This window comes from Schaedlerella arabinosiphila (assembly GCF_003885045.1).
Taxonomy (GTDB): Bacteria; Bacillota; Clostridia; order Lachnospirales; family Lachnospiraceae; genus Schaedlerella; species Schaedlerella arabinosiphila.
The window spans coordinates 4,585,359-4,610,307 of record NZ_RHJS01000002.1; the positions used below are offsets into that span (position 1 = coordinate 4,585,359).

The 24,949-nt window shown below is 35.0% G+C and carries 20 protein-coding genes; all 20 read right to left on the minus strand.

The window, feature by feature from the left end; all coding sequences use genetic code 11:
* Positions 1-39: 39 nt before the first annotated feature.
* Complete coding sequence (locus EBB54_RS21625) at positions 40-978, minus strand: GDP-mannose 4,6-dehydratase (RefSeq protein WP_125128940.1); 939 nt, start codon at positions 976-978, stop codon at positions 40-42.
* A complete protein-coding gene (gmd, locus tag EBB54_RS21630; protein ID WP_334295302.1) occupies positions 975-2,012 on the minus strand; it encodes a GDP-mannose 4,6-dehydratase in 1,038 nt (345 codons plus the stop codon). The genes EBB54_RS21625 and gmd overlap by 4 nt, the downstream gene beginning before the upstream one ends.
* 11 nt (positions 2,013-2,023) lie before the next feature.
* On the minus strand, positions 2,024-4,327 hold the full coding sequence (gene manA / locus EBB54_RS21635; RefSeq protein ID WP_125128942.1) for a mannose-6-phosphate isomerase, class I: 2,304 nt from the start codon (positions 4,325-4,327) through the stop codon (positions 2,024-2,026).
* Positions 4,324-5,403 (minus strand): mannose-1-phosphate guanylyltransferase, encoded by a 1,080-nt coding sequence (locus EBB54_RS21640; RefSeq protein WP_125128943.1) that lies wholly within the window; start codon positions 5,401-5,403, stop codon positions 4,324-4,326. The genes manA and EBB54_RS21640 overlap by 4 nt, the downstream gene beginning before the upstream one ends.
* Positions 5,404-5,484: 81 nt before the next feature.
* Positions 5,485-7,044, minus strand: a complete 1,560-nt coding sequence (locus tag EBB54_RS21645; protein WP_125128944.1) for an LbetaH domain-containing protein — start codon at positions 7,042-7,044, stop codon at positions 5,485-5,487.
* Positions 7,045-7,051: 7 nt separating this feature from the next.
* A complete protein-coding gene (locus tag EBB54_RS21650; protein WP_125128945.1) occupies positions 7,052-11,260 on the minus strand; it encodes a glycosyltransferase in 4,209 nt (1,402 codons plus the stop codon).
* A 78-nt stretch (positions 11,261-11,338) separates the two neighbouring features.
* Positions 11,339-12,469 carry a class I SAM-dependent methyltransferase gene (locus tag EBB54_RS21655; protein ID WP_125128946.1) on the minus strand — a complete coding sequence of 377 codons (1,131 nt, stop codon included), beginning with the start codon at positions 12,467-12,469 and terminating at the stop codon, positions 11,339-11,341.
* A gap of 21 nt (positions 12,470-12,490) precedes the next feature.
* Positions 12,491-13,495 carry a Gfo/Idh/MocA family protein gene (locus EBB54_RS21660; protein ID WP_125128947.1) on the minus strand — a complete coding sequence of 335 codons (1,005 nt, stop codon included), beginning with the start codon at positions 13,493-13,495 and terminating at the stop codon, positions 12,491-12,493.
* A gap of 19 nt (positions 13,496-13,514) precedes the next feature.
* Positions 13,515-13,991, minus strand: a complete 477-nt coding sequence (locus EBB54_RS21665) for a YhcH/YjgK/YiaL family protein (protein WP_205128761.1) — start codon at positions 13,989-13,991, stop codon at positions 13,515-13,517.
* A gap of 9 nt (positions 13,992-14,000) precedes the next feature.
* Positions 14,001-14,972, minus strand: a complete 972-nt coding sequence (locus EBB54_RS21670) for a hypothetical protein (protein ID WP_125128949.1) — start codon at positions 14,970-14,972, stop codon at positions 14,001-14,003.
* 96 nt (positions 14,973-15,068) lie between these two features.
* A complete protein-coding gene (locus EBB54_RS21675; RefSeq protein ID WP_125128950.1) occupies positions 15,069-15,833 on the minus strand; it encodes an inositol monophosphatase family protein in 765 nt (254 codons plus the stop codon).
* Positions 15,830-16,720 carry an NAD(P)-dependent oxidoreductase gene (locus EBB54_RS21680; protein WP_125128951.1) on the minus strand — a complete coding sequence of 297 codons (891 nt, stop codon included), beginning with the start codon at positions 16,718-16,720 and terminating at the stop codon, positions 15,830-15,832. Before EBB54_RS21680 ends, EBB54_RS21675 begins: the two co-directional genes overlap by 4 nt.
* Complete coding sequence (locus EBB54_RS21685; protein WP_125128952.1) at positions 16,720-17,310, minus strand: SIS domain-containing protein; 591 nt, start codon at positions 17,308-17,310, stop codon at positions 16,720-16,722. Before EBB54_RS21685 ends, EBB54_RS21680 begins: the two co-directional genes overlap by 1 nt.
* A complete protein-coding gene (locus EBB54_RS21690; RefSeq protein WP_125128953.1) occupies positions 17,307-18,014 on the minus strand; it encodes an acylneuraminate cytidylyltransferase family protein in 708 nt (235 codons plus the stop codon). Before EBB54_RS21690 ends, EBB54_RS21685 begins: the two co-directional genes overlap by 4 nt.
* 12 nt (positions 18,015-18,026) lie before the next feature.
* Positions 18,027-18,509: a TylF/MycF/NovP-related O-methyltransferase gene (locus EBB54_RS21695; RefSeq protein WP_125128954.1), complete on the minus strand. Its 483-nt coding sequence runs from the start codon at positions 18,507-18,509 to the stop codon at positions 18,027-18,029.
* Positions 18,478-18,945, minus strand: a complete 468-nt coding sequence (locus EBB54_RS21700; protein WP_125128955.1) for a hypothetical protein — start codon at positions 18,943-18,945, stop codon at positions 18,478-18,480. Before EBB54_RS21700 ends, EBB54_RS21695 begins: the two co-directional genes overlap by 32 nt.
* Positions 18,946-18,949: 4 nt before the next feature.
* Positions 18,950-19,564 carry a CatB-related O-acetyltransferase gene (locus EBB54_RS21705; RefSeq protein WP_125128956.1) on the minus strand — a complete coding sequence of 205 codons (615 nt, stop codon included), beginning with the start codon at positions 19,562-19,564 and terminating at the stop codon, positions 18,950-18,952.
* Between the two features lie 397 nt (positions 19,565-19,961).
* Positions 19,962-21,596 carry a hypothetical protein gene (locus EBB54_RS21710; RefSeq protein WP_125128957.1) on the minus strand — a complete coding sequence of 545 codons (1,635 nt, stop codon included), beginning with the start codon at positions 21,594-21,596 and terminating at the stop codon, positions 19,962-19,964.
* A 51-nt stretch (positions 21,597-21,647) separates the two neighbouring features.
* Positions 21,648-23,801: an HAD-IA family hydrolase gene (locus tag EBB54_RS21715; RefSeq protein ID WP_125128958.1), complete on the minus strand. Its 2,154-nt coding sequence runs from the start codon at positions 23,799-23,801 to the stop codon at positions 21,648-21,650.
* Entirely contained in the window at positions 23,801-24,949 is a 1,149-nt protein-coding gene (locus EBB54_RS21720) for a radical SAM protein (protein WP_125128959.1), read from the minus strand. Before EBB54_RS21720 ends, EBB54_RS21715 begins: the two co-directional genes overlap by 1 nt.

The window sequence follows — 24,949 nt, forward strand, 5'->3', positions numbered from 1 at the left end:
CAGAAAAAGCGTTCCAATACTTTACTTTCCCTCACAATATTAATCCACACACCTACTCCCACACCATATCTTATCTCTCCAATAATTTAGAGCATCTGCCAATATCTGCTCCAATCCTAATTTAGGCATCCACCCTGTATGAGCAGTCAACTTATCATGATTACCGCAAACCACAGGTGTATCGCACAGCCTCATCCTTTCCGAATCCTGCTTAACATCTATTTTTACTTTTGCCATATCAATCAGCTTGTCGAGTATCTCCTGAGCCTTGTATGTCGTACCGGAACAGATATTGTAAATCTCTCCGGCACAGCCTTTTTCCGCAATCAGCCTGACTGCTCTGCAAGCATCCTTTACATGAGTAAAGTCACGAGCAGATTCTAGATTGCCAACTGACAAATATTCTTTTTTTCCTGCTTCTACCTCTGCAACGCCAGATGCAAAATCTGAAATCAAATAGCCTTTAGTCTGTCCAAATCCACCAAGGTTAAAGAGACGAATCATACATATATCCATACCATAAGAACGCACATAAAGCTGAGCAAACAACTCCTGTGCCAGTTTGGAAATAGCATATGGCGTGATAGGCTTTACAAGCATATCCTCTGTGACATTTGCTCCCCGCTCTTCCAAACAGCCGTATTCATCAGAAGAGCCAACTGCTATAACTCTAATTTTTGAACGAACGTTTTTCACAGCTTCAAGGATATTCATAAGCCCAATCGTATTCAACTGGACTGTAAATTGTGGTTTTTTCCATGACAGCCCAACATCTGCCTGCCCTGCCATATTGACTATAACATCTGGCTTGCGCTCCTCAAGCACACTTTGAATCATTTCTAGATTCATGATGTCCATTAACGTTGTTCCATCAGAAGAGTCTAGATCACAACGGATAACCTCATATCTGTTTGCTTCAAATTCAGCAGTCAGATGAGATCCAATAAAGCCAGAACTCCCAGTGATTAATACTTTCATCCTACACCCGCCTCTTTCTTTGCCAGCTGAAGATCATGTTCAGCCATGATTCTGCATAGTTTCTCATATGATGTCTTCTGTGGATCCCATCCGAGCTTTGTCTTTGCTTTTGTAGGATCACCCCAGAGATTTACAACGTCGGTCGGCCGATACCATTTCGGATTAACACAAACAAGCATCTTGCCCGTCTTCTTGTCATACCCCTTCTCATCAATGCCTTTACCACGCCACTCCAACTCTATACCATCATTCTTAAAAGCAAGAGTAGTAAATTCACGAACAGTATGCTGCACACCAGTAGCAATAACATAATCATCTGGCTCATCCTGTTGAAGAATCAGCCACATGCATTCCACATAGTCTTTGGCATAACCCCAATCACGGAGAGAGTCAAGATTGCCAAGTTCAAGTTGCTCCTGAAGACCGCAGGCGATGCGGCCAGCAGCAAGAGTTATCTTTCGAGTTACGAAGTTATCTCCACGACGCTCTGACTCGTGATTGAAAAGAATGCCGTTGCAAGCAAAAATGCCGTAGGCTTCACGGTATTCCTTAATCATCCAATAGCCATACTGTTTGGCAACCGCATAAGGTGAGTAAGGATGGAACGGCGTATTCTCATTCTGAGGAGCCTCTTCCACTTTTCCGTACAACTCGCTTGTGCTAGCTTGATACACTCTTGTCTTTTTGTCTAATCCGGCCGTATGAACAGCTTCAAGAATCCTCAATACACCCAAAGCATTCACGTCGCTTGTATATTCTGCTGCATCAAATGAAACTTGAACATGGCTCTGAGCAGCAAGATTATAGATTTCATCTGGCTTAACTTGGAGAACGATACGGATTATGCTGGAAGAGTCCGAAAGATCACCCTCGTGAATAATCAGTTTATTGAGGATATGATCAATACGTGTAGTAGTAGAGACAGACGCCCTTCTTACAATCCCATGCACTTCATAGCCTTTCTCTAACAGAAATTCTGCAAGGTAAGAACCGTCCTGTCCAGAAATGCCTGTAATCAATGCTTTTTTCACTATATTTTCTCCTTTTATACTCTTGATATTATAAGGGAGCATTTCCCTTTTATAACCATTGTGTTATCTGTTGCCGGGATAAAGAACGTATCTCCTTCCGAAATAATCACATCTTCATCTATTTGTATCTTTCCCTCACCTTTAATGCATGTCACAGAATAGAAACTATCATCCGTCAGATGAATTTTTTTCTCTTCATACACATCAACGATGCTGACTTCAAAGTATTTACATCTGATTTTTCCATCTGTTTCTTCTAACTCAATCGGTTCATACGCTTTGTAGTTCAAAACATCAAGCGCTTTCTGTAAATGCAACTCTCGTGGATTGCAAAACTTATCGCAACGTCCATAGTCATATAGACGATAGGTACAATTACTGCTCTGTTGTATCTCACAAATCAAATTACCCGCTCCTATGGCATGAACTGTTCCTGCAGGGATAAAAAACACATCGCCGGGTTTTGTTGGACAGAAGTTGAGAATATCCATAATTGTATTGTCGGCTATCCTCTTTTTTACTTCATTCTTTGTGACATCTCTATTAAATCCCACATACAGACCAGATCCCGGTTCAGAATCAATGACATACCACATCTCGTTCTTTCCATACTCATTTTCATTTTCAAGAGCATAATCATCATTTGGATGAACTTGAACGGATAGATTATGTTTAGCATCTATAAACTTTATTAATAGCGGGAATGCTTGCAATGCTGCGCATTTCCAACCTAGCACCTGCTTCCCGACTATCTCCAGATATTTGCTGAAACTTAATCCCTTATGGCGACCTGATACAACTACACTATTCCCGGCGGGATGCGCCGATAGTTCCCAGCTCTCTGCAATCACATCAAAATCGCAAAGTTTGCCATAAACGTCCCGAAGCTTTGTGCCACCCCAGAGGTAATCCTTAAAGGCTGGCGAAAGTTTGATCATTGAATCGAGTTGCAATCCTAAATCCGTCTCTGTAACGTTCCCGAAACTATTCGAAAGAGTATCTCCTCCATGAAGCACGTTACCAACTGCAGTTTCAATGAACATAGCCAACTGCTCACCAACATTAGAAATCCTATGTGCTATACCAGGCGGTATGTCGATGTTATCTGATGAATAATAGGTTTTACTCTCGCCATCCAATGTGATCAGCACTGTTCCTTGAACTACTGTCCAATTCTCTTTGCGTTCCTCATGCCTGTGTTCATATATTGTCTTCCCTGGAAGCAGAAACACTTTTCTTATTCTATAATTTTTTTCTTCGATTAACTGTTCATAGTAACCCCAAGAACGATAGAATGTTGTTCCCTCATCTGTGAATGCTCCTATTTCAGGATTATCATGAATTATCTGCTTCAGCAGATGAGACTTACCTCTTCGGCCAATATACACAGCATCAGATGTGTTAACCACAAGAATGTTATCCAAATCATTTACAACAACTGCTTGCCGCGGTGACAGATTTAGAAGAACTGTATTTGCACTTTCGTTCTGGATGGCTATGCCGTCAGACTGATACCCTGTCTTGCTGAGATCTTCCAGACTTCCGACATCATTCCATCCAAACCCAATCTCAATACTATAAAGCTTATCGGTTTTTTCTATTACTGACTTTTCAATAGATATCGGCGTAAGCAGTTCTTGTACCTTTGCTTGATACAACACTCCATCCAACACCGCTTTACGCTTTCCATACGCAATTTTACTTTGATCATAGAGCATAGGCTCAATGCGATTCAGTTCATGAAGGAAAACACCATTCTGGAAAAGCATCATTCCAAGATTCTGAAATACATCAGTTCTTAGACTCAGTTCCTTAATAATTCTCCTGCCAGGTTTCTCATAAAATTGATCCGCCGTTATATATCCAAAACGATCAACAATCTCTTCGGCTCTTTTACCAAACAGAACGATTCTGCCTTCTGTAGCATATTCTTTCGCTTTCAAAATCGAAGTTTTATAGCTTAGACCATTACAGTCTGCTACATCGATCAAGTGGTCTGCAGCAACAACAAACACATATTCAGATGGCTGTAAACTAAGACAGGATAAAACAATTGCAGCAGTTGTATTCCTTGGCTGTTCTTCATAAACACATCGATAAAGTACCCCCTGAAACACCTCCATCTGATTAGCAATAATCGAGCGATACTCATAGTTAGTAACAATGATGAATTCATCACAGTACACAATATTTCTCGCAATTGTCTCTTGAAAAATGGAGTGATTTTTTTGTACCTTTATGAACTGCTTCGGGAAGTTTTTTCTGGAAAGCGGCCACAATCGTTCACCTCTGCCTCCTGCAAGAACGAGACATTTCATAACAATTCTTTTCTCCCCGCATCATTCAAAGCGTCAACAATCTTTTTCACTCCCTGAGCCTTATCTTTTCTACAAACCATAATGGCATCAGGGGTTTCTACGATAATTAAATTTTCTACATCCACAGCGGTAACTGTTCGGGAAGATGAATAAATCACAGTATCTTTCGTATCAACAGCAACCCCATCTCCAAAAATGATATTGCCATCCTCATCTGGGGCATGGAGAGTTTCCATCATGTCCCAAGAACCTACATCATTCCAGCCGCAGTCACTGGGGATGATAACAAGGACATCACCTTTTGCCGCACTCGGCTCCATAACTGCATAATCAATACTGATTTTCCTAATATTCGGATAAACCTTGTGGAGGACTTCCTGTTCATTCGGCGTGTTCATCGAATCACCTATAGTTTTAAAATCCTCATAAATATCCGGCACATATTCTTTCAGTTTATTCAGGACTAAACTTGCCTTCCAGATGAATATGCCACTATTCCAGACATATTCTCCTGACCCCACGTATCTCTTTGCCGTCTCTTCATCTGGCTTTTCCTTGAACTCTACAACTGGCTTTACATCGCTTTCTGCACTTGTCTCATATTTAATATAACCAAAACCTATTGATGGGAACGTCGGCTTAATCCCAATTGTCACTAATTTATCGTAATTCTCTGCTGTGAGGATTGCTGCTTTAAGAATCTCTGTCAATGCAGGAACATCCTCGATATAATGGTCAGCAGGAGTTATGATCATCACCCCATCGCCGTATTTACGGACTATTTCCATCGCGGAATATCCGATACACGCAGTTGTATTTCTTGCCGCCGGTTCCGCCAGAATATTCCTTGGAAATACTTTGCCTTGAGTTGCTCTAATCATTGAAGAGGCTTGAGATTCAGCCGTAACTATAAAAATATTGCTCTTTCCAATAACTGTAGACATACGCTCAACAGCCTCATTAACCATAAGTTCTTTCCCTGACAGGTTTAAAAGTTGCTTCGGTGTTTTTTGTCTCGACAGCGGCCAGAAACGTGTACCTCCTCCTCCTGCCAAAATAACTCCATAGGTATTCATCTGTATATTCCCCTATAATCCCATAATACTTTATTTTTATATCTTAGCCAGTCTTTTAGGCTATCCTTAAATTTTCGCTATCTACAGCTTACTAAGCACAAGTTGTTCTTTTTTGTTGAAAGGCCCAATCCCACTATCAACCATTTTTTTATCTTTCAGTGCGTCTATGTAGGATTGTTTTAAAGTATAATATGTCTTTCCATGTTCCTTTTCACCACACTGTATTGACGTCAGTGTTGAATCTTGATATCTGGAATACGTACTTTTTTGTCTATTTCGATCAAATGTAGGGTGACATCTATGTCCTGTATCTACCAATTTTAAATATTGTGCTGTTTCAGCATGAGCCCAAAAATCCTCGTTATTAACGTCTGGCCGTTTTCCATCACAACCATTAATATATATCTTATCGCAAAACGTATGTACGATAGGCAGCATATGAATATTCAAAGTGCTGTCTAACTTTGGAAGTGCAAACTGGTCTAACAAATTATAATTTTGTGTATCTAATTGCTGTTCAACAAGAATTATTTTCTTTTCAATTGCTGGACATTGTTCGATCAAAAGATACCCAAACGATGCTGTCGTTAAAAAATACACTTGACTGTCCGTCATATAGTTTAATAAATCTTTTCTGAATTTTTCAGCATAAAGGCATACACCTAAATGCGACACGACATCTCCTGCCGTAACAAAAAAAGGGTTAATATGATTTAGCAATTTCTTATTCTGAACGATAGAATTACATACAATACACAGACAATCCGAAAAATCATATTCATAGGAACTTTCCAAAGAAGGTCCCGTTCCAAAAACACAGCCCACATGTAAATTTCTCGCTTTTATCTGCTTTGCTGCATCGCAAAATTTTCTATAACTTTTTTCTATAATATCTTTTTTTTCTTGTTCTGTTTTAAAAAATTGCCAAATCAAACTACAATATCGTCCGTATTCCTTTGCCTCATCGTTCTCAGTGTCTACATCAACCACTATACCTCCCTTTAACTCCAGTTCTAGCCTTTCCTCATCCGAAATGTTCCTCCATACTAATATAACTTTAGATTTTTCTAAGTTCTCTTTATAATCTTTTACATCTTTCTCTATCACAATATGTTTTGTAGAAACATTACTGCTTCCCATGTAATCCGGTTTGCTTAATAAGTTACAGTCCTCAGCATATAAATAAACACTTTCTAATGAATTATTTTCCTTTGGCAAATACCAGCAGGCCCTATAATAATGGTTTGTAAGTTCATAATCATTATCAAAAACAGGATAATATATCACTTGTTCCCTTTTCACTTTCGTAGCATGACATATACTCTGCAGAATTTCATTAAATAAATATATTTTCTCGGGTAAAATCCCCATTGACAGCAACTGTAATTTTATTTCATCCGGATATTGATTCGCCACTATAAAAATACTATCTATACTTTTTATCATCTCCTTGTCTGGAAGATACACCTGTTTCCCTTGAAATAATGTTCCTGCTTTCCCTGGGGCATTGTCCAAAAAAAATAATGGTTCTATACCTAATTTCTTACAAAAATAATATGCCGATTTTCCCATGTTCCCGGCTCCAAATATTATAACTTCACTTTTTTGTATGAATCTTTTTAGTTTTTGATATTTTTCCATATTTCGCCTATACTTTCCCTCTTTTTTGTGTATACAATCTATATATTTTACCTTCTAAAGAATTAATTTCAATCATACATAAAGAGTGATAATACTTAATCCTATATTTTTTTAATTCTTCAATAATCGTATCTACATTATTCTTATTCGATATCAAAACAACTGTTAAATCCTTATTTTCTTTTCGTAGTATTTCTGGATTCTGAATTATTTTTCCTGACAATTTATCTTCTGTCCCAATTTTATTAGGACTGCTGTCCAAAATCCCTTTTATCTTTATTCTTTTATAGTATTTCGGATATAAGTCCAGATAAGCTCGTCCACATCCCCAGATATAAATATCTTTTCCTTTTATCTCCTTTCTAACCTTTTTCCAGGTTTCATTACTACACGTTAAAATTTGTGATATTTCAGCGTCAATATTAATACAATATTTCACCATTTCAGGAATCTCCTTTTTGACGGTAACGTAGTACCATTTTTTTATTTTCCCCCATAATTTAACACTGAAATTCCTTTTAGTTTTTAACTTTTGATTTGTAAAGTTGTCTTCCAAAATATGATGCAGACGATCTGCCTGTTTAAAAAAATCTGCGGTATCAACACATATAGGTTCTATTCGCTTTTCTTTCAAAAGCATCTGCATACTCTCACGTAACATAGATACATTTCCCATCTCACAGTAGGTTAACGCATCACCAGATATTTCACGTAAAACTGGCAGATCATAAACCACACACATGGTTCCACAATAAAGCGCCTCCACTGGCGGATATCCATATCCCTCAAAATGAGAAGGAAACAATAAAAGCTTTGACCTCTTAATTTCCTGAAATTTTCGATAGTCGCTTAAACCCTTTTCAAATTTTAGTGTTATCCCGTATTGATTTGCCTTTAACTTCGCCTGAGCCATAAAATCTTGTGGTATTTCCCCATTCCCCACAACACAAACACATGTCATTCCCCGTAAGTATTCTCCTAATAGTTGTAAAAAGTCATCTCCACCCTTATGTTTGTCTCTAATGCGTAGAAAAATCAAAATCTGATTTCCTTTTTCCTCTTTTACCTTATCTGCCATAATTGAGTTAATTGGTGGCGACCATACACAATACTCTGTCTGTTTGGGGAATTTATTATAATATTCCAACGCGTATTTTTGGGACTCGTTAGCTAAGCTAAAAATCAAACAACCATATTTACACATTCGTTTCAAAATTTTGTAATCTTTTTCCGGTCGTTTTATTTCCGTGCATGCCTGATACCAGTTTGGCGTTTCAAAGTTAACAAAAGCAAATCTGGCTTCTTTCATAATTGCGAAATACATACACGCATTATAAAACTTTTCTCCTTTGCCTATTGCTGGTATACATATCACATAATCTAACTTGCTCTCTGTAAATCTAAAATTGTAAAAATCATGAGCTAAAATAACTTTAATCTGCTTATGGTTAGGATACTGTTTAAAATCTTCACTAAACTCCGGTATATCATTAATAATCATATATACTTGATTACCTTCATTTGCTAAAGCCTCGGCCAGGACCCATGCGCAATAGCGCCCGCCAGAATATCCTTTTGCTGGCATTTGCCCCATTATCGCTACCTTAAATCCTCTCATTAGATTTTTCCCTTTTTCCTCTATAAATTTTTCATAACTCTGAGAAAGCATTTCTCTTACCCTATTTAAAAATGCCTGATTAGGCATTTCATAATAAGACCACACAAAATCATCTTGAAAAAACTTTTCATCTTTCGGAAAGAACATTTTTTTTACATTTGCAAAATAAATTTCTCTTAATTCATCTGGAACCATATCCCAAGCCCATGCAACAAGATGTATTTTATATGGAACATACCATCTGGCATATAGGTCATAACTATTAAATTTTTTATAGATCTCATTCATTAATCGAATCGCATCTATCATTCCCATAATACGAGGACTTTTGCTCTGTGTCATAGATTTATTATGAATCCTGAAATTGTATAACTGGCCATTATATACATACACATTTTGAGCAGAAAATAATACTTTAAGATTATGTGGATTATCGTCAAAATTTGAACAGTCTAAATCAAAATACAACTGGTTTTCCAAAACCAAATCTCGCCTGATTAATTTTGCCCATGGAAACGGATACTGTATAAAAAATTTATAATACTTTTGCTCCATTTTAAATACCTGGTCATCCGGGAAAAAACGTCTGTAACTATACCACCTGGGTCGTGGCCTAACAGTGTTTAAATCTGTCCTTACCTCTCGAAAAAAGAAGTAAACCAGATCTGCATTTTTATTTTCAGCGACATTTACAAGAGTCTCTAAAGCATTAGCATCCAGGTAATCATCACTGTCTATTAAATATACATATTTTCCTTTCGCATGGGTATATCCCCAATTTCGGGCAGCTCTTTGATTAGGTTCTTCCTGGTAATGTATCCTGATTCGCAAATCGTATGCTGCAAAATAATCCAATATCGCCTGGGAATCGTCTGTCGACCCATTATTTATACATATAAGTTCAAAAGACGTCAGTGTCTGCCTACATATTGAATTAATACTTGCTGATAAATACATTTCCGAATTATATACAGGCATTATCACAGATACTATCGGGTCTTTAACCGCCTCAATTCGATTTTCCCCTATCCGATCACAATAACTGTCAAATGTTAGTCCTTCCGGTAGCTTCAGCCCTTCAGGACAATGCGCCGTAATACCTCTCCATTGGCAAATATTTTTTATTATATTTTCCCATGGTTTTAAAAATCCTAGTATAAAAACCAACTCTGGTCTGTAAAAAGCAAGCATATCTGACAGATATAGAAAAAATAAATTTGTCACTGCCATAGTCTCTCTGACAGTATGATTATTTTCTGTTATAACAGGCCTAATCATCTCTTGATAAAATTCATCTGGAATATTTGGCAATTGCATCCCATAGGTTCTTACTAAATATTGATCTTTTATTATTAAATTAATATCTTGAAGAATAATAGGAAAATCTTCATATACTATATTCGGATTTTTTTCAATAATATTTTTTCCTGTTACAACAATATCATATAAATCAAAATCAATATTGTTCGGCACAGCCTCAATATTTGATACTATTAGTATTTTTCTCTTACCATTTTTTGCTAATTTAATCCATTCTCTTCGCGCATTAATTTTTGATTCTTTATTTTGTTCTGTAAAATATTTATCTGTAGTGTCATCAAATAAATTCTGAAACGAACCTTTTCTAATAACATCATACTGCTCTTTTAATTCCTGACTAAAATAATAATTATCTGGTTCTATCACATAAGGCGGCTTAATTGAATATGGCTTCCAATTTCCTCCAGCAAAATGAATGACAAAAGGTTTTTCACCTGTTCTTAAATGGTAAAACTCCTGAGGATATTTTTCCTCAACTACTTTCATTCCTCCATTACATATATGTACAATCGCCCCCTCCTGAACTAAAGCATATCTTTCCGGATGCTTCGCCCTATTTAATCTCACCAGATCTTGATCGTGCCATTTATACTTCGTAAATAATTCAATATCCAAGTAAAAAAAATCTATCTTCACATCACAAAACACTTGATAAAGAATGTTGACAGAGCCCATTATAAATCCAATATTTATTTCATTCTTCCCAAACTCTAACTTTGATGCGTCATATCGAGATGAATAGTGAAAATTCTTTTCCCATAAAGAAGTACCTGGCAACATTTCATTTTCTTCCTGCCAGTAATATATCCTGTCTGCATCCTGACTATAATAGTATTCAAACAATGAATGAACATCTCTCTGAAAATATAAATCATTATCGCAAAGTGCAATAAAATCATAGGAATCACCAAACTTTTTCACCCAGTCTAAGATAATAAGTTTGCTCATCCTTTTATTACGATATATTTCAAATGCCTGCTTTAAGCTTTCTTCTCTATCTTTTTCATTTATGAACTCCTCATATTCAGGAATACTTTCTGCAACCAGTTTCCAATTTTTCCATTCATTTAATGAACTTAGTCTATTAATTAAAAACTTTACTCCAATACTGTCAAGAAAATTTTGTGCTCTTACTGATAATCCCGTCGAAATCACCCAAATATCACCTTGAAAATTTCCTTTATTTTCATCTTTTAAAGAATCAAGCATTAGGCTTGCATGAGCCACATGCGGTGTATTTGCTGTAAATACAACAGCAGTCCTTTTTTTATTTAGCATAAAGCATATACTCCCTTTCAATATTCATAAATATTTAGTAGGTAAAGTTTGAATGACTTCTTACTGCACTCAATTTTATCAAATCTTTTCTAAAATCAGAGCAAACGGTTTATCCCTTACAAATTCTCTGAAGTTCTCCAGATAATATATTTTTATATTAAATTGATCTTTAAACTTGTTAAGTAACTCATCTTTCAATATTTTTGCTGAAAAATGTTTTGACTGTCTCTGGCATATTGTTTCATTTATGCTAATTTTCGCCCTGGGATCAAGTTCTGGAGCCTTTATATATACAGAATATTTATTCAACCATACTTTTGGTGATGTCATTATCACAAATTCATCTGCTAAATACAGGGGAATAATACATACTTTACCACCCCCCACCAATAACCTATGGGCTTCCTTAATAAAATCAAAATCTTCTTTGCCTTCAAAATGTTCAAACGAACAATGCAATGTCATATAATCAACGGTATTATCTGGCATAGGAATAGAAGACGCATAACTACCAATAAAATTACCGTTTACTCCCCATTTATATGATATATCCTGTTTATATGCCTTTATTCCGCAGAGTTTTTCAGCAATATAGGGAAATACAGAATGACTACTAGCTACATCCATATAAACGTCATCTTTCTTCATATCCAATAATTTATAGGATATATAATGTTGAAACGTTTTAGCTGACAATCCTTCTTTAAATTCATTTAAATATGCCGGATACCGGTCTTCATAATTTGCCTGATCCAGATAACATTGATAATCATTTTTATCGACATGATATTTTATTACATCAAAACCATATTTTATTAAATCTTCAGTAATTTTTTTATCATTAACTGTTATTTTTATATTTTTGCCAATACATTCATACTTATGGCAAAAGGCCTCATATTCTTTATGAAACATCTCTTTTATAATATCATCCGCAAAAATAATATTATCTTTTGAATATCCTGACTCTAATACACGCTTATATAATTGCTCCTGAGAATCATCTGCAATGATTATTTTCATTGTTTTCACTGCATCTTCTGCCATTAACTCCTCATATGTAATGAATTCAATCCCATTACATTCTTTTTCCAAATTTTTTGCACCATCTTCCACACAATATATAGGCTTATATTCCTCTAATTCTCTAAGACACTTACATACTGTATTTACAACTTCTCCTTTTCCGATTACTACACACTTAGTCATATTAACCTCCTCAAAACTTTTTTATAATTTATTTCCATATACCTTATCAATCAATTCCATAACAGCTACTGCATCTTCTATTGTACCGTTCATGATTGGCTTTTCGCCTTTTATAGCTTTATAAAACTCCTCAATTTCAAAATCCCATGAGCTATCCTCATCAAAGCACATCGTATACTCTGTAGGATTGCCTAATTTCCCACTTTTTTGTTCCAAATCCTTTCTATAATATGTAATACGTTCCTCGCCATAACTTTTAGTGGATGTGAGCAATCCATTCAGTGCAATGTACCCGTTTGTACACGTAATATCCATATCAAATTTATGTTTCCATTGAATTGCACTTGAATGCAGCGTAGCAACTTTTCCAGAATCCGTTTTTAATGTAATGAATGCCGTATCTTCACCTGCCGCTTCTTTCCAGACCAACTTTTCCGTAAATCCTTTTACAAACTTGAAATCTCCCACGAAATAACGTAATAAATCCAGCATATGGATTCCCTGATCCAGTAAAATCCCTCCTCCTGCAATCTCGATGTCATTTCTCCATTCAGATTTTTGGAGATTCCCAGCTTTCCCATATACTCCACGTATATTTACGACTTTTCCCAGAAACCCTGAATCAATCAAAGATTTTGCCTCTATTACTGAATAATGATATCGATGATTAAAGCCAAACTTTAATATCTGATTCTTATGTTTTAGAAAAGCTTTTTTCATAGTCAATGCATCTTCAAGAGTTTTTCCTGGCGGCTTCTCAGCAAATACATGACATCCTTTTTCCAGTGCATAACATACTACCTGAGGAATTACCGCATTCACAGTACATACCACTACAATCTCTGGCCGCTCCTGATCAATACTGCACTTCCAGTCTTCATACTTATTTATATCATATTCGCCAAGCTGACTTATATCATTATCACATAAACCTGTTATTTCAAAATGTCCATGCTTTTTCATTGCCACATATCTTGTTTTTCCCATCCTGCCCATCCCAATTATGACTGTTCTAAACTTTCGCATAAACTTTCCCTCTTTTAGTTTATATATGAATTTTTATCACAAATTTTTTTACATCTTCACATTGCCGGTTAACTGATATTTTAGGACGATGCGCTTCCTCTGGGAAAATCATAGAGAAATATCCAGCAACATTATTTACAGAGACACTCGGAATTTCTGTTTCCTTAAAAAAAACGACATCTTGTTCTTCATTATATTCTTTTTCAATATCAAGTTTTCTCCTGTCAAAAATATCAATTCTTTCAACTCCAATAAGGGATGATTGAATATCAATATAATGATTATGAGCTTCTATCAGGCAATCACATTGTAAAAGAGTAGGATAACTCATCACCCTTGCATAAATATCTTTCCCATCAATCTCATAATAACCTTCCTGCATATCCATAGATACTTTTTTCAAAAAGTTTTCTATCTTATTATATTGTTTATGTTCTATATATTTATTTAAATTTCTAAGTTGATCAAAAACCATATTTTTCTCTCCATAATACACAAATTTAAATCATATTTTTCTCTTTTTTGCTATGACACTCACAAAGGAACTAAGGCATCCCTTCTGAAGAAATCTTTGAAATTCCTGTAGGATAGACTGACTGGATTCTTCCAATAAATATTTTACAAAGTTTTCCTGGTCATCTAATTTATCTTTAAAATCCAAAACATATTTTACATCCATAACTCCAGGAGTGGTTATTTCTAAAATTTCAAATCCATTTTTCTCCAAAAATAAAACCAGTCCTTTTACAGAAGGTAACAAAATATGTTCATATGGGTATATCCGAGCATTTTTTTCTTTCAAAGTAACAATGTCAAATCCACTTCCTGCCCTTGTATTCAAAATTAATATCCCGTCTTCCTTTAGATATTTTTTTAGTTCCTGAATACGTGCAACAGGCTGTATTTCTTGCTGCATCTGATCCAGATAAAGAACCATATCAGCTTTTCCATACTGAATATCATCCACATCTACAGACAGAATTGAAGATTTTAGATCATAATTTCCACATATCTGTGATTTCCTGATACTATCTACATATCCTTCAAAACGATTCCCATAATCAACTATAGACAGATTTCGATTCCTCCTCATAAAACGAAAAGCCCGGACTTCTATCCACTCTAGAAATTCATTCCATGTATCTTGTCTGTTTCGCATAATTTCTTCTTGATACACATCGGAAATTCGCAGTTCCAACAGTTCTGGATTGTCATGATATTCTTCTACTGTGTGCTTATCATATACAGCAAATATGCTTTTACATACGGGACAGCATACATAATCCACTTTCCATTTAGAAAAAAAATAATTCCCTGCAGCTTGTCCGCAGATGGGACACGTTTCTTTCATATCCCTGCGGATTGGATGCATATCCACAAATCTACGTGCTATTCCAATCTGCTTATCTCGAAAAAGGTTGCTCTGAAATGTATATTCAAAATATGATTTCTCCGTATACTGATAAGATCTAAGCATAGTGTCAGTTCCTCCATTTACTGCGCTTTATCCCCCATGCTATATTGCACATTCAATAAAACTTCCTGTTAGCTAAATATTTTTATTAATCCGGTATCATTTTTTCTGGAATTGATTTTGGTATGAACAAAATAATGTATTATTTGCAAATAGTTTACAGATACATTGATATTGCCCAAGCATCTGAATTTGCGCTTCGCCCCCTGCTGCTTTAACAATAGCAGAAGACGCAGCTATATCCCACAGCATAATCTGTTCTTCCGTATAAGCATCAATTTTCCCATCTGCTACTAACGCTCCCATAATTGCGGCAGTACCTAACATTCTGATTTTCTTGAAATTTTGTACTTTAGTAATAAATTCATTTAAACTTTCCTGATCATAATTACGCTTCACAGGGAATCCCGTCGCCAATACTGCGTCCTCCATATGTTCAACATTTGATGTATGTATGGCTTCACCGTTCAGCCATGCGCCCTCTCCCACAATTCCAGAATATATTTCTTTTTGATAGAACCGATTAACTACTCCAAGAACTGGCTTCCCATTTTCCCATAATGCCACAGATACACATGCCAATTCGCGTATACCTTTCCAAAAATTAGCTGTTCCATCTAATGGATCTATAATCCACTCTCTTCCATCTTTATATTCGCCTACAAATCCACATTCTTCAGAAAGAACTGGAATTCCTGTTTCCTGCAGTATATCTATGATCAATTTTTCACTTTTTTTGTCTGCCTGTAGTTTGATGTCTTTGCCCTGTTGGCTGTCCACCACCACATCTCCTAAAGCATCCAGATATTGTCCTGCCTGAACTGCTGCCTGCATAGCCAGCTTATACTCCTTTTCATAAATCATAGTCCCAAATCTCCCAACAGATTTTCTACCGCCTGTTTTTCCATAGACGTTCTGCACGATGTAGTATAGGTACAGATGTGCGGCGTCAATATGGCATTTTTACATTCCTTTATAATCCCTTCATAGGGTTCTTCCCAGAGAGCATCCCCCCAGAATGCGGCCACTTTATTCGACTTCAACGCATCATACAATGCCTGCTCATTAACTAGGCCGCCTCTGGCACTATTAAGGATAATCACACCATCTTTCATCTGTTGAATTAACTCCTGAGAGATAATCTCCTCTTTGCCGGATGCATGCAGCGTAATGACGTCTGCTTGGGCAACCCCCTGCTCCAGGGAAGGCACGGATACCTCCGATATATATTTATCATAAATACTGATTTCAGCACCTAATCTTTCCAGTAATTCAGCTGTTTTTTTCCCAATATGCCCATAACCGATTACCAATACTTTCATTCCCTGAATAGATTTTCCCATGCGCTTCTTCCAGATTCCATTATGTATATCATCATTAGCATCAATTAAATTGTGGCAGATTGATAACAACGCTGTTAATGTCATCTCTGCGACTGCACTTGTTGGCCCTTCTGGCGTATTTGACACTTTGATTTTATATCTGGCTGCTGCCTCTTGATCTACATTGTCCATACCAATGCCAATCCTTGCGATAGCTTTTAAATTCGGGCATTGGATAAATACTTCCTCATTTAATGGTTCTAAGCCTGCCAGTAGCCCATCCGCCCCCTGCAGATGTTTGATAATTTCCTCCTGGTTCATTTTACGCCCATAAGGATTTTTTACTATTTCAATCCCTTTACTCTTTAATATATCAATAACCTCTGAGTTCGTATCTCCAAAAGAGGATGCACCAACTACTACTTTCATTAATGTCTGCCTCCCATATATTTATCCAAAAAATAATCTAACGCACCATGAAGCAGCACTGCATGAGCGCTCTCCACCTCTCCAAAAGTATTGAGCGGAACATAAAAATTCAAATCTCCCATTTTGCGAATTTTATTATCCGCTTTTTTTCCAGATACAGTTATCACAAATGCATTGTTTTTCTTTGCCGCCAAAACAGCCTTCACAATATTTTGTGAATCTCCAGATGACGAAATAGCAACCATAATATCCCTATCGGATACAATCCGTTCAATTCGATATGCATAAACATCCTCGTAACCAAAGTCATTGCTGATAGCAGTCACATGCGACACCTCTGCGCATGTCGTAGTATTGATAACCGCATTTTGAAACCAATCATGAGACATGTGCTCTGCCATACTGGCGCTGGCGCCATTTCCGCAGAAAAAAATAAGTCCTTTTGTATTCTGCTGTACATCCCTCGCACGCTCTGCCCAAATATCAAACCCTTCATCTTTTGTAATCTCTTTACCATTATCAACAGTTACTTTCATTTCCTTTAGATTCTTATATATCAAATCAAAATAGGATTCCGAATAACCTTTCATAATTCCATATATCTCCTCTCTGGTTTATTTCTACGTGACATCAATATTCCTTCTGCAATGTTCCAGTCCTCTTCCGTATCCAGATCGCAGGCCTCATCTTTTGGAATTGCAAATTTCCCAACTTTTCCGCCAAAAACCGGATTTAACCCTTTCTCCTGCATTTCCATAAATGTTGCACGTTTCCATGCCGTCAACGCCCATACTACTGCCTCTGTAGGTTCTAACAATTGGCTGTTAATTTTTTCTGAAAAAGAAAAATTCAGCGGTTTTCCCTGAAAGAAAGTTTCTTCTTTCTCTGCTACCACAGACAATACTGTATCGTAATCGTTGCCCTCTATATAATCCAGAAATCTCTCCATTGTGCTTTGACGCAAAAGCGGTGAAGTGGTATTAACCATAATCACATAATCACAAGCATGCCGCTGTAGGAACTCATATGTAAAATCACGGTTTGTTGCAGAATCCGATGCCAACGTATCAGGACGCCTGTGAAATTGTGCTCCTAGTTTCTCCGCAGCCTTACCCAGCTCTTCACTTTCTGTATTAACCCATAAACTTTCAAATCGATTACTTTGCAAAACTAATTCAATGGAATACTGTATCAGCGGTTTTCCTGCCATATAACGAATATTTTTTTTGGGAATCCTTTTAGAACCTAGCCTTGCCGGTATCATAGCAATATACCTGTAATTATCTATACTCATACATCTCTTCCTTTATTTTGTAATTACTGCTGTACAATTATCTGGTAACATAACATATCCGATATTCTCTTTTTCTATAAATTCCAAAAGTGCAATCCTTGCGCCTTTATAGTCATCATGTCCGATATTACAATCATGGATGAATATATAGCCGCCTCTCAGCAAACGCGGATAAAAATATTCCAGTCCTGCCTTAAGAGGTACGTATAAATCCATATCCAGGCTTACAAAGCAAAACTCTTCCTCTAAACCTTGCAAAGTATCTGGAAAAAAACCTTTTCGAATCAAAACATTCTCTTTATACTTCATTTTGCTTAGTACAACATCCACAGAAGTGTCTTTATAAAGTTCTGGATTTCGACCTTTATAAGTATAGCCCCTCTCTTTATCCAAATTCATATATTTATCTGGAAACCCCTCAAAAGTATCAAATAAATATAACTTTCTGTCATAAAATAATTCATTAATATGTGATGCAAAACTTCCCTGAAACACTCCCGCTTCTGCACATCCCCCCCCCTATATTCTTATCATAAACTTCTCTTGCCGCTAATTCTAATGACGCCGTTCTGACATTGCTATATGTAAGAGGTTTAAAAGAATACATATCAATTATGTTTTCATTTTTTACATATTTTCTAATATTACTTCTAATTTCATCCCAGTATTTCAAATTATCACTTGTAATGACAAATATATATTGGGACGTATCAATATTTTTTAAATATTCTAACGGTTTAATAGAAGAATTCAGATGATATAATCCATCATCAATAATAAACGCTTCCTCAATACCATACTGCCAATTCAAAATTTGTTTTATTTGCATACCCTGCTTACCAAAAGGATATAAAACCAACTTTCTTTTTTTCTTATCCGTAGAATTTACTATCTCATTAATCCTGAATTTTAAATAGTCATATTCATTCATTTTTTTATTTCTCCTCAACTTTCGGTAAATATTTATTAATAAACTCGTCTATTGGTAAATATAAATCATTATACCGCCTTCTTATTTGTTCCTCCTCCCAATCCCACCACGCAATTTGATTGAGAGCGCATATTTGTTCCTCTGTATATCTGTACCTTATGATCCTCGCTGGTACGCCGACTGCAACCGCATAGTCAGGAATATCTTTTGTAATTACCGCGCCTGCGCCTACAATCACTCCATTTCCAATATTCGCGCCATTTGTAATTATTACATTTTTTCCCAGCCACACATCATTTCCAATTTTTATCCTCGAACACTTTTCAATTTTTCCCTTAGGCCTTACACCTGGAAAATACCAATCCGCCTCTTTACGTTCGTCATATTTAAACAAAGATACCAAATCATTATCTCCGCCACTGAAAATAAATGGATGTACCGTAATATAATTCATAGCATGATTTTGTACAACATCACATCCCGGGCCAATACCGCTGAAACTCCCTACAGATTCTACCAGTCTATGATTGCATAGCGGACCATAACTATACTTTCCCACAATTGTATATTTTTTCTTTTTCTTCTCCAGCTCTTTTTTTATCGTTTCCTTTTTCATCATAGACGGCAATTCTACAATGTTTCTACTGTGTACATATTTAGCTACATCTTTCTTCAGCGTATCATATATACTATAATCCTTAGTAGCCAGAATAACTGAATACGAAGAGGTATCTATGGTCTTTAAAAAAGAAACATTCTTGATTTCCGAATTAAACTTACATAAATAATTGTCAATAATATATCTCTCCTGAATTCCATAACAATTATTTAATATAGACTTTACCTGTAATCCTATATCACCAAATGGACATATAATAATTCCCCCCCCCTAAGCAACATTTTAATTGTTTCTCTATACAGTCCTTGATCTCATTTATCAGCGTCACCGATGCTATATCTCCTCTATCTAAATAATCCAAACTTATCCTATATATCAGATAATCTCACAATTCTTCTTAACACAAATCTTTTAATAGTTTTTCCAGTTCATAAAACCTTTCTACTCTGCCCGTTACTCTACGTCCAAAGCGAATTTCTCTCTCTTGTAGATCATCATAAAGATAATACTTTATTAATTGAGCAATATGTACTAAAAAGGCCTGTCTTTGGTCCTCTGTAAATCCATCTCTGATAGCTCGCTGTATGGCATCCTCAATTTTATTTTTTTCAAACGCTTCATATGTACATCCTTTTCCTTTCGACTGATTAAACCCCAACATCACAACTGGCTTATACCTAATCATAGTAATATAGTTGGTTTGCGATAAAATTGTCACTACAACATCAGATATATCTATCAAATCATTAATATCGCCTGATTCGATATAAATTGTATTGTCTGGAAAATCATCTTTCTTTTCCAGCCTTACACACATAGGATGAGGTTTATATATATAATTCCATTTCTTTCTTTTACATAACTCGGCAATATAAATCCCTGCTTCTATGGAACTCCTGAAAATAGGAGAATGATATTTCTTTGTATCTTCTCTATAAGGAACCATATCCGACAGAATATCGTTCTGGCCTGCAAAAAAAACAGTTGGTTTGTCTCTGTTTATATATTTTAAAACATATTCTATACAGTTATTTTTAGGTTGTATCTTACGGTTAATCCTGCTTTTATATAAATAATTCCATACTTTATCCGCATATTCTAAGTCGTTTTTATCCACCGGAAGTTCTGTAAACTCTTTTGAATATACAGACGGCAGGCTTTTTCCCATTTCACCATCAATATCAAATGACAGAGTTCCTGGCAGAACACCCTGGTGTGTTGATATTAATGGTATTCCTTTTAGTTGACATAACTCCTGTAGGATAAAATGTTGCACTGTAAAAAGAGGATGAGATACTATAAACTTGGGTTTTAACATTTCTAAAACTTTTATTATATACTGATACATATAATAAACCATGTAATCAGCACTTTCCCGTTTTAACTTCGGAAATTCAGCACATAAACATTTGCTACCACTATCGGCATAATTTTTATTTTTTAAAAACTTCGTTTGCTCCTCTGACAGCACACCATCCTTTATATAGATACTCAGATCAAATATTCCTGGCGTAACTAAAGATGGTAGTCCCATGATTTTTTCTGTTTCCTCGCTGGAATACCAAATTGCCTCTGAAATAAGTCCCAGTTTTAAATCTCTATCTTTTGCTTTCCATTCTTGTATAAATTCTTTGAATCCTCTATTTGGAAGAGCCCATCCCCGTCCCCAAAACAAACTATAACCTTTCATATTTTTTTCTTGCATCTGCAATTTTTCTAAAGCTTGAACATAATCATATTCAAAGTCCTTTGCATTAATTGTATTTATATCATAATATTTCTTATAATGCTTTTTTTCTTCTAGTCCATAAATTCTAATCTGTTTTGTTATCTCATCATAAAAATTAAATGGAATATATATATATAACTCGTTCCAATTTTTTATCTCATCTGGAGATAATACTTTTTTTCCAAGAAAATACTGTCCATTTTTCTTTTTATCATTATCTATAAAAAAATCTATTTCCTCTTTTTTTACAATATATGCAAATTCACTTGCATAAAGGCCCGTACCCCAAATAGCTTTTTTCATATTATTCCCCACATCTTTTTATTGCTTATCTAATAACACTTTTAAATTCACTCAAGAAAAAATTTTATTCTCTCTTTTTTGTACAATTATATCATCCCAATAAAAATAATCTTCTATCTCTGATATTAGCGCACTATTTCCAAATATTACCCCAAACATATAATCCACAAAAAGTTCCTCACCCAAACTATTTTTAATGCCGCATTTATTAAATAAATTCATTATATCTTTTATAAATTTTTGTATTCCTTCATTAATAAATAATCTCTGAGTAAAATATTCTTGATTTTTTTCCTTCTTTGAACAGACTTTATGCCCACATTTATCTACTTTTACAATTACACCATATGGGGCTGTAAACATACTCTCTAACAATAATGGATATTTAAATAAAAAAGATTTTTCTGCCATTAAATCTGTGCTGCTTTGAAAACATGGTATCAGTTTGTTTTGTTTATTGCATTCATTTTCTGCTGATAAATCGTTATAAAAATAAAAACCTATTATTGTTTTTTTTAAAATATTTCCCAATTTCCTTTGCGTATTTCCATTATATCCAATATCAACTATTGCAAAAGAATCTTCTAATTGTTTCCCTCTTAAATAACGTATGTAATCCTCTCTCTCTTTCGCTATTTCATCTTTTATATTTTCTTTATATGGCTGTAACCACATTAGAATTTTATTTTTATCATTTGGCATTTGAATTTGAAAATCAAAAAATTCATTATCAGGACTAATTGCAACAGAAAAACGTGACTCCATAAAATCACCAAATTTACCTATATAGGGAAATTCTAACCATTCTTTAAAACTTTTTTCATCCGTAATTGCAGCTATATATGCAATTCTCCTTGATACATATAAATAATCACTTTTCGGCAAATTATTTTTTAATAATGTGCAATAATAATCATAATCTTTTTGAATCAAGTATCCATCTCTTGCAAAAAAAACAAATCTGCTGATTTTGTATATTTTACTCTGTTCCGCAAGCCATTGCACAAAAGAAAAAATAACTGGCCCCCAAATACAATACCCCCACATCTGTTCCGAAAAAAATCTGACTTTCCCTCTTGAAGCACAGAGTGCAAAAGGATTATGAAAAAGTTGTGACACAACCGCTCCCACTAATAAAGACTCTTTTATATTTGTTACCATATTATATAATTCTTTTATCGAAGAATTACAGAGCATCTGAGTTACACTCATGATATAATATGTATTGATTCCAAATCTAGCTGGCATGCGTATATCTCCTTCTATATCGTCGCCAACATGTATCGCATTTCTGCCACATAAAATATTTTCAGAAAAATACTTCCAAATTCGTCCTTGTCTTTTACTACATCCTTTTTCACTTGATACAATTATTTTTTTCACATCAATTACCAAACCTGCTTGAAAAAGAAATTTATGAAGAATATACGCAGGAAAGTACATATCACTTATAACATATATATCCTTTCCAGATTTTATCATTTTGTTGCAAATATCTATAACAACTTTTCTCGGAGCAATGAGGCTTTTCTCAACATTAAGTTCTATCTCTTTTATTCTGACTATTGCTTCATCACTAATCCCGGTTATTTCTTGAATTTTCCAGTATAACTCATCAAAAGAGTAGCACAAATCTTCCATATTATTTAAAGCTTGATTACGCACAGCCACATAATCATATGGGAATTGTATATTTTGTTCATCTATTTTTTCCCGTATAATCTCGAATACATCCTCAGGCCTCAGAACTTTCCGAACTATTAATGTGTCAAACATATCGAATGTAATTACGTCATATTTGAAAAGTGTCTCTTCAAAATTCTCCAAGCTTTTATCCCAATAAGGATTATTTTTATCGTAAATGTCGTTTTTTATTTCTGCTCTTTTTCCGTTTGTAAAAAAAACAGGTATTTTACTATTCTTAATACGTCCATATATCACATTCCAATATGTTACTGGGGCATTAATAATTATCATATCTGCATTTTCTTCTGCTTCCTTCAAACTGAAAATCGGAAGACCATACATTTTTTTCCCAATGTTGGCCTGATCCCTGTCCATTAGGCCTACAAAATGAAACCCCATAGTTTGTTCCGTCAATGTTGCCGTGCGGCGTCCAATTCCATAAAGCACTATTTTCTTATCTTTATAATTAGCAAAATTCCTTGCAAACCTTGTCCGTTCTAACTCAAATGTATTGCTCATTACATTTGCTCTCCTGCCTGTACTATATCAGTGTTATCTTCCCCACATCCGCCACATATCCTACAAAAACTATTATATCCGGGATTTCTGTCTCCCAAACAAAACTCCATAATTGAAATTCCGCTATCTTCTGAGTTCATAAGGCTCCTTAAATCAATATAATCTGTATTTGACAAAGAAAACAATCCACACTCAGACGCACTCCATGCAGAATTACAATAATATAGACACCCATTATTTAATCCATGCCATGCAGTAGCACATGTAAGCATATGTTTCCTGATTTCTTCTTGCGGCCTTCTAAAAGTATTCGATGGGAATCCAAAATCTCGCCAGCGTAATGTAGAAATTTCTTTATAATTTATCTTTGCACTTTTAAAGGCATCTATTACCTGATTATATATTTCTTTATAGTCTATCGAATTAAGATAATTACTAATATTGATCTCTATATTACATTTTTTTATTATATATAAAAGTTTTTCGTTTGGTATAACACCTCCATTTGTTATTATCCTTATTCTTCCTATTCTGCTTCCATATGTATCATATAAATATTCCAAAAAATTTGGTAAATCTTTATTTAAAAAAGGTTCCCCCCCAACAAGTTGATATTTAAAAATATAATCAACATGTCTAAATATCAAATCAATATTTTCCTTAAGACTTTCATATGAATATTGTCTTCTTTGTTTGTAATATGGCATAAACATATTACATTTCTTGCAGTTGAATGTACATACTGTAGTAATAGTAGTATGCATCTCCATAAGGCAGACCTGCCTTAAACGCTTAAAATACCACTCACAAATAAAGCGTTCTAACCCTGTAAAATCAGTATTTTCAATATATCCATCCCGTACCAATATATTGAATATTTCATTATAGGACGTCGTTTCTGCCATAATGACTATTTTTGTATTTTTTATATTTTCTTTTGATTCCATATATGAATAAATAGGAATATCTTTATACCAACAGCCCTTTAATTGCACCGAATTATCTATTATAAATCGAATTTTTACGTTTTTAGTTATATTATCCAGATATATCTGCGCCATTGACCCAAAACCAAAGACTATAATCTCTTCTATTTCATTCCAATCAAAAGATAATCTGCCCCAATCATTTTTTATAGCTGAGTCCAT

Bases quoted from the DNA above. Each gene is read 5' to 3' on its own strand.
- EBB54_RS21670 (WP_125128949.1), bottom strand. From the start codon at position 14,972: ATGCTTAGATCTTATCAGTATACGGAGAAATCATATTTTGAATATACA.
- EBB54_RS21680 (WP_125128951.1), bottom strand. From the start codon at position 16,720: ATGAAAGTAGTAGTTGGTGCATCCTCTTTTGGAGATACGAACTCAGAG.
- EBB54_RS21690 (WP_125128953.1), bottom strand. From the start codon at position 18,014: ATGAGTATAGATAATTACAGGTATATTGCTATGATACCGGCAAGGCTA.
- EBB54_RS21715 (WP_125128958.1), bottom strand. From the start codon at position 23,801: ATGAGCAATACATTTGAGTTAGAACGGACAAGGTTTGCAAGGAATTTT.
- EBB54_RS21720 (WP_125128959.1), bottom strand. From the start codon at position 24,949: ATGGACTCAGCTATAAAAAATGATTGGGGCAGATTATCTTTTGATTGG.
- manA (WP_125128942.1), bottom strand. From the start codon at position 4,327: ATGAAATGTCTCGTTCTTGCAGGAGGCAGAGGTGAACGATTGTGGCCG.
- EBB54_RS21705 (WP_125128956.1), bottom strand. From the start codon at position 19,564: ATGATGAAAAAGGAAACGATAAAAAAAGAGCTGGAGAAGAAAAAGAAA.
- EBB54_RS21655 (WP_125128946.1), bottom strand. From the start codon at position 12,469: ATGACTAAGTGTGTAGTAATCGGAAAAGGAGAAGTTGTAAATACAGTA.
- EBB54_RS21645 (WP_125128944.1), bottom strand. From the start codon at position 7,044: ATGGAAAAATATCAAAAACTAAAAAGATTCATACAAAAAAGTGAAGTT.
- EBB54_RS21685 (WP_125128952.1), bottom strand. From the start codon at position 17,310: ATGAAAGGTTATTCGGAATCCTATTTTGATTTGATATATAAGAATCTA.
- EBB54_RS21675 (WP_125128950.1), bottom strand. From the start codon at position 15,833: ATGATTTATGAAAAGGAGTATAAGCTGGCTATGCAGGCAGCAGTTCAG.
- EBB54_RS21700 (WP_125128955.1), bottom strand. From the start codon at position 18,945: ATGAATGAATATGACTATTTAAAATTCAGGATTAATGAGATAGTAAAT.
- EBB54_RS21650 (WP_125128945.1), bottom strand. From the start codon at position 11,260: ATGCTAAATAAAAAAAGGACTGCTGTTGTATTTACAGCAAATACACCG.
- EBB54_RS21625 (WP_125128940.1), bottom strand. From the start codon at position 978: ATGAAAGTATTAATCACTGGGAGTTCTGGCTTTATTGGATCTCATCTG.
- EBB54_RS21710 (WP_125128957.1), bottom strand. From the start codon at position 21,596: ATGAAAAAAGCTATTTGGGGTACGGGCCTTTATGCAAGTGAATTTGCA.
- EBB54_RS21640 (WP_125128943.1), bottom strand. From the start codon at position 5,403: ATGAATACCTATGGAGTTATTTTGGCAGGAGGAGGAGGTACACGTTTC.
- EBB54_RS21660 (WP_125128947.1), bottom strand. From the start codon at position 13,495: ATGCGAAAGTTTAGAACAGTCATAATTGGGATGGGCAGGATGGGAAAA.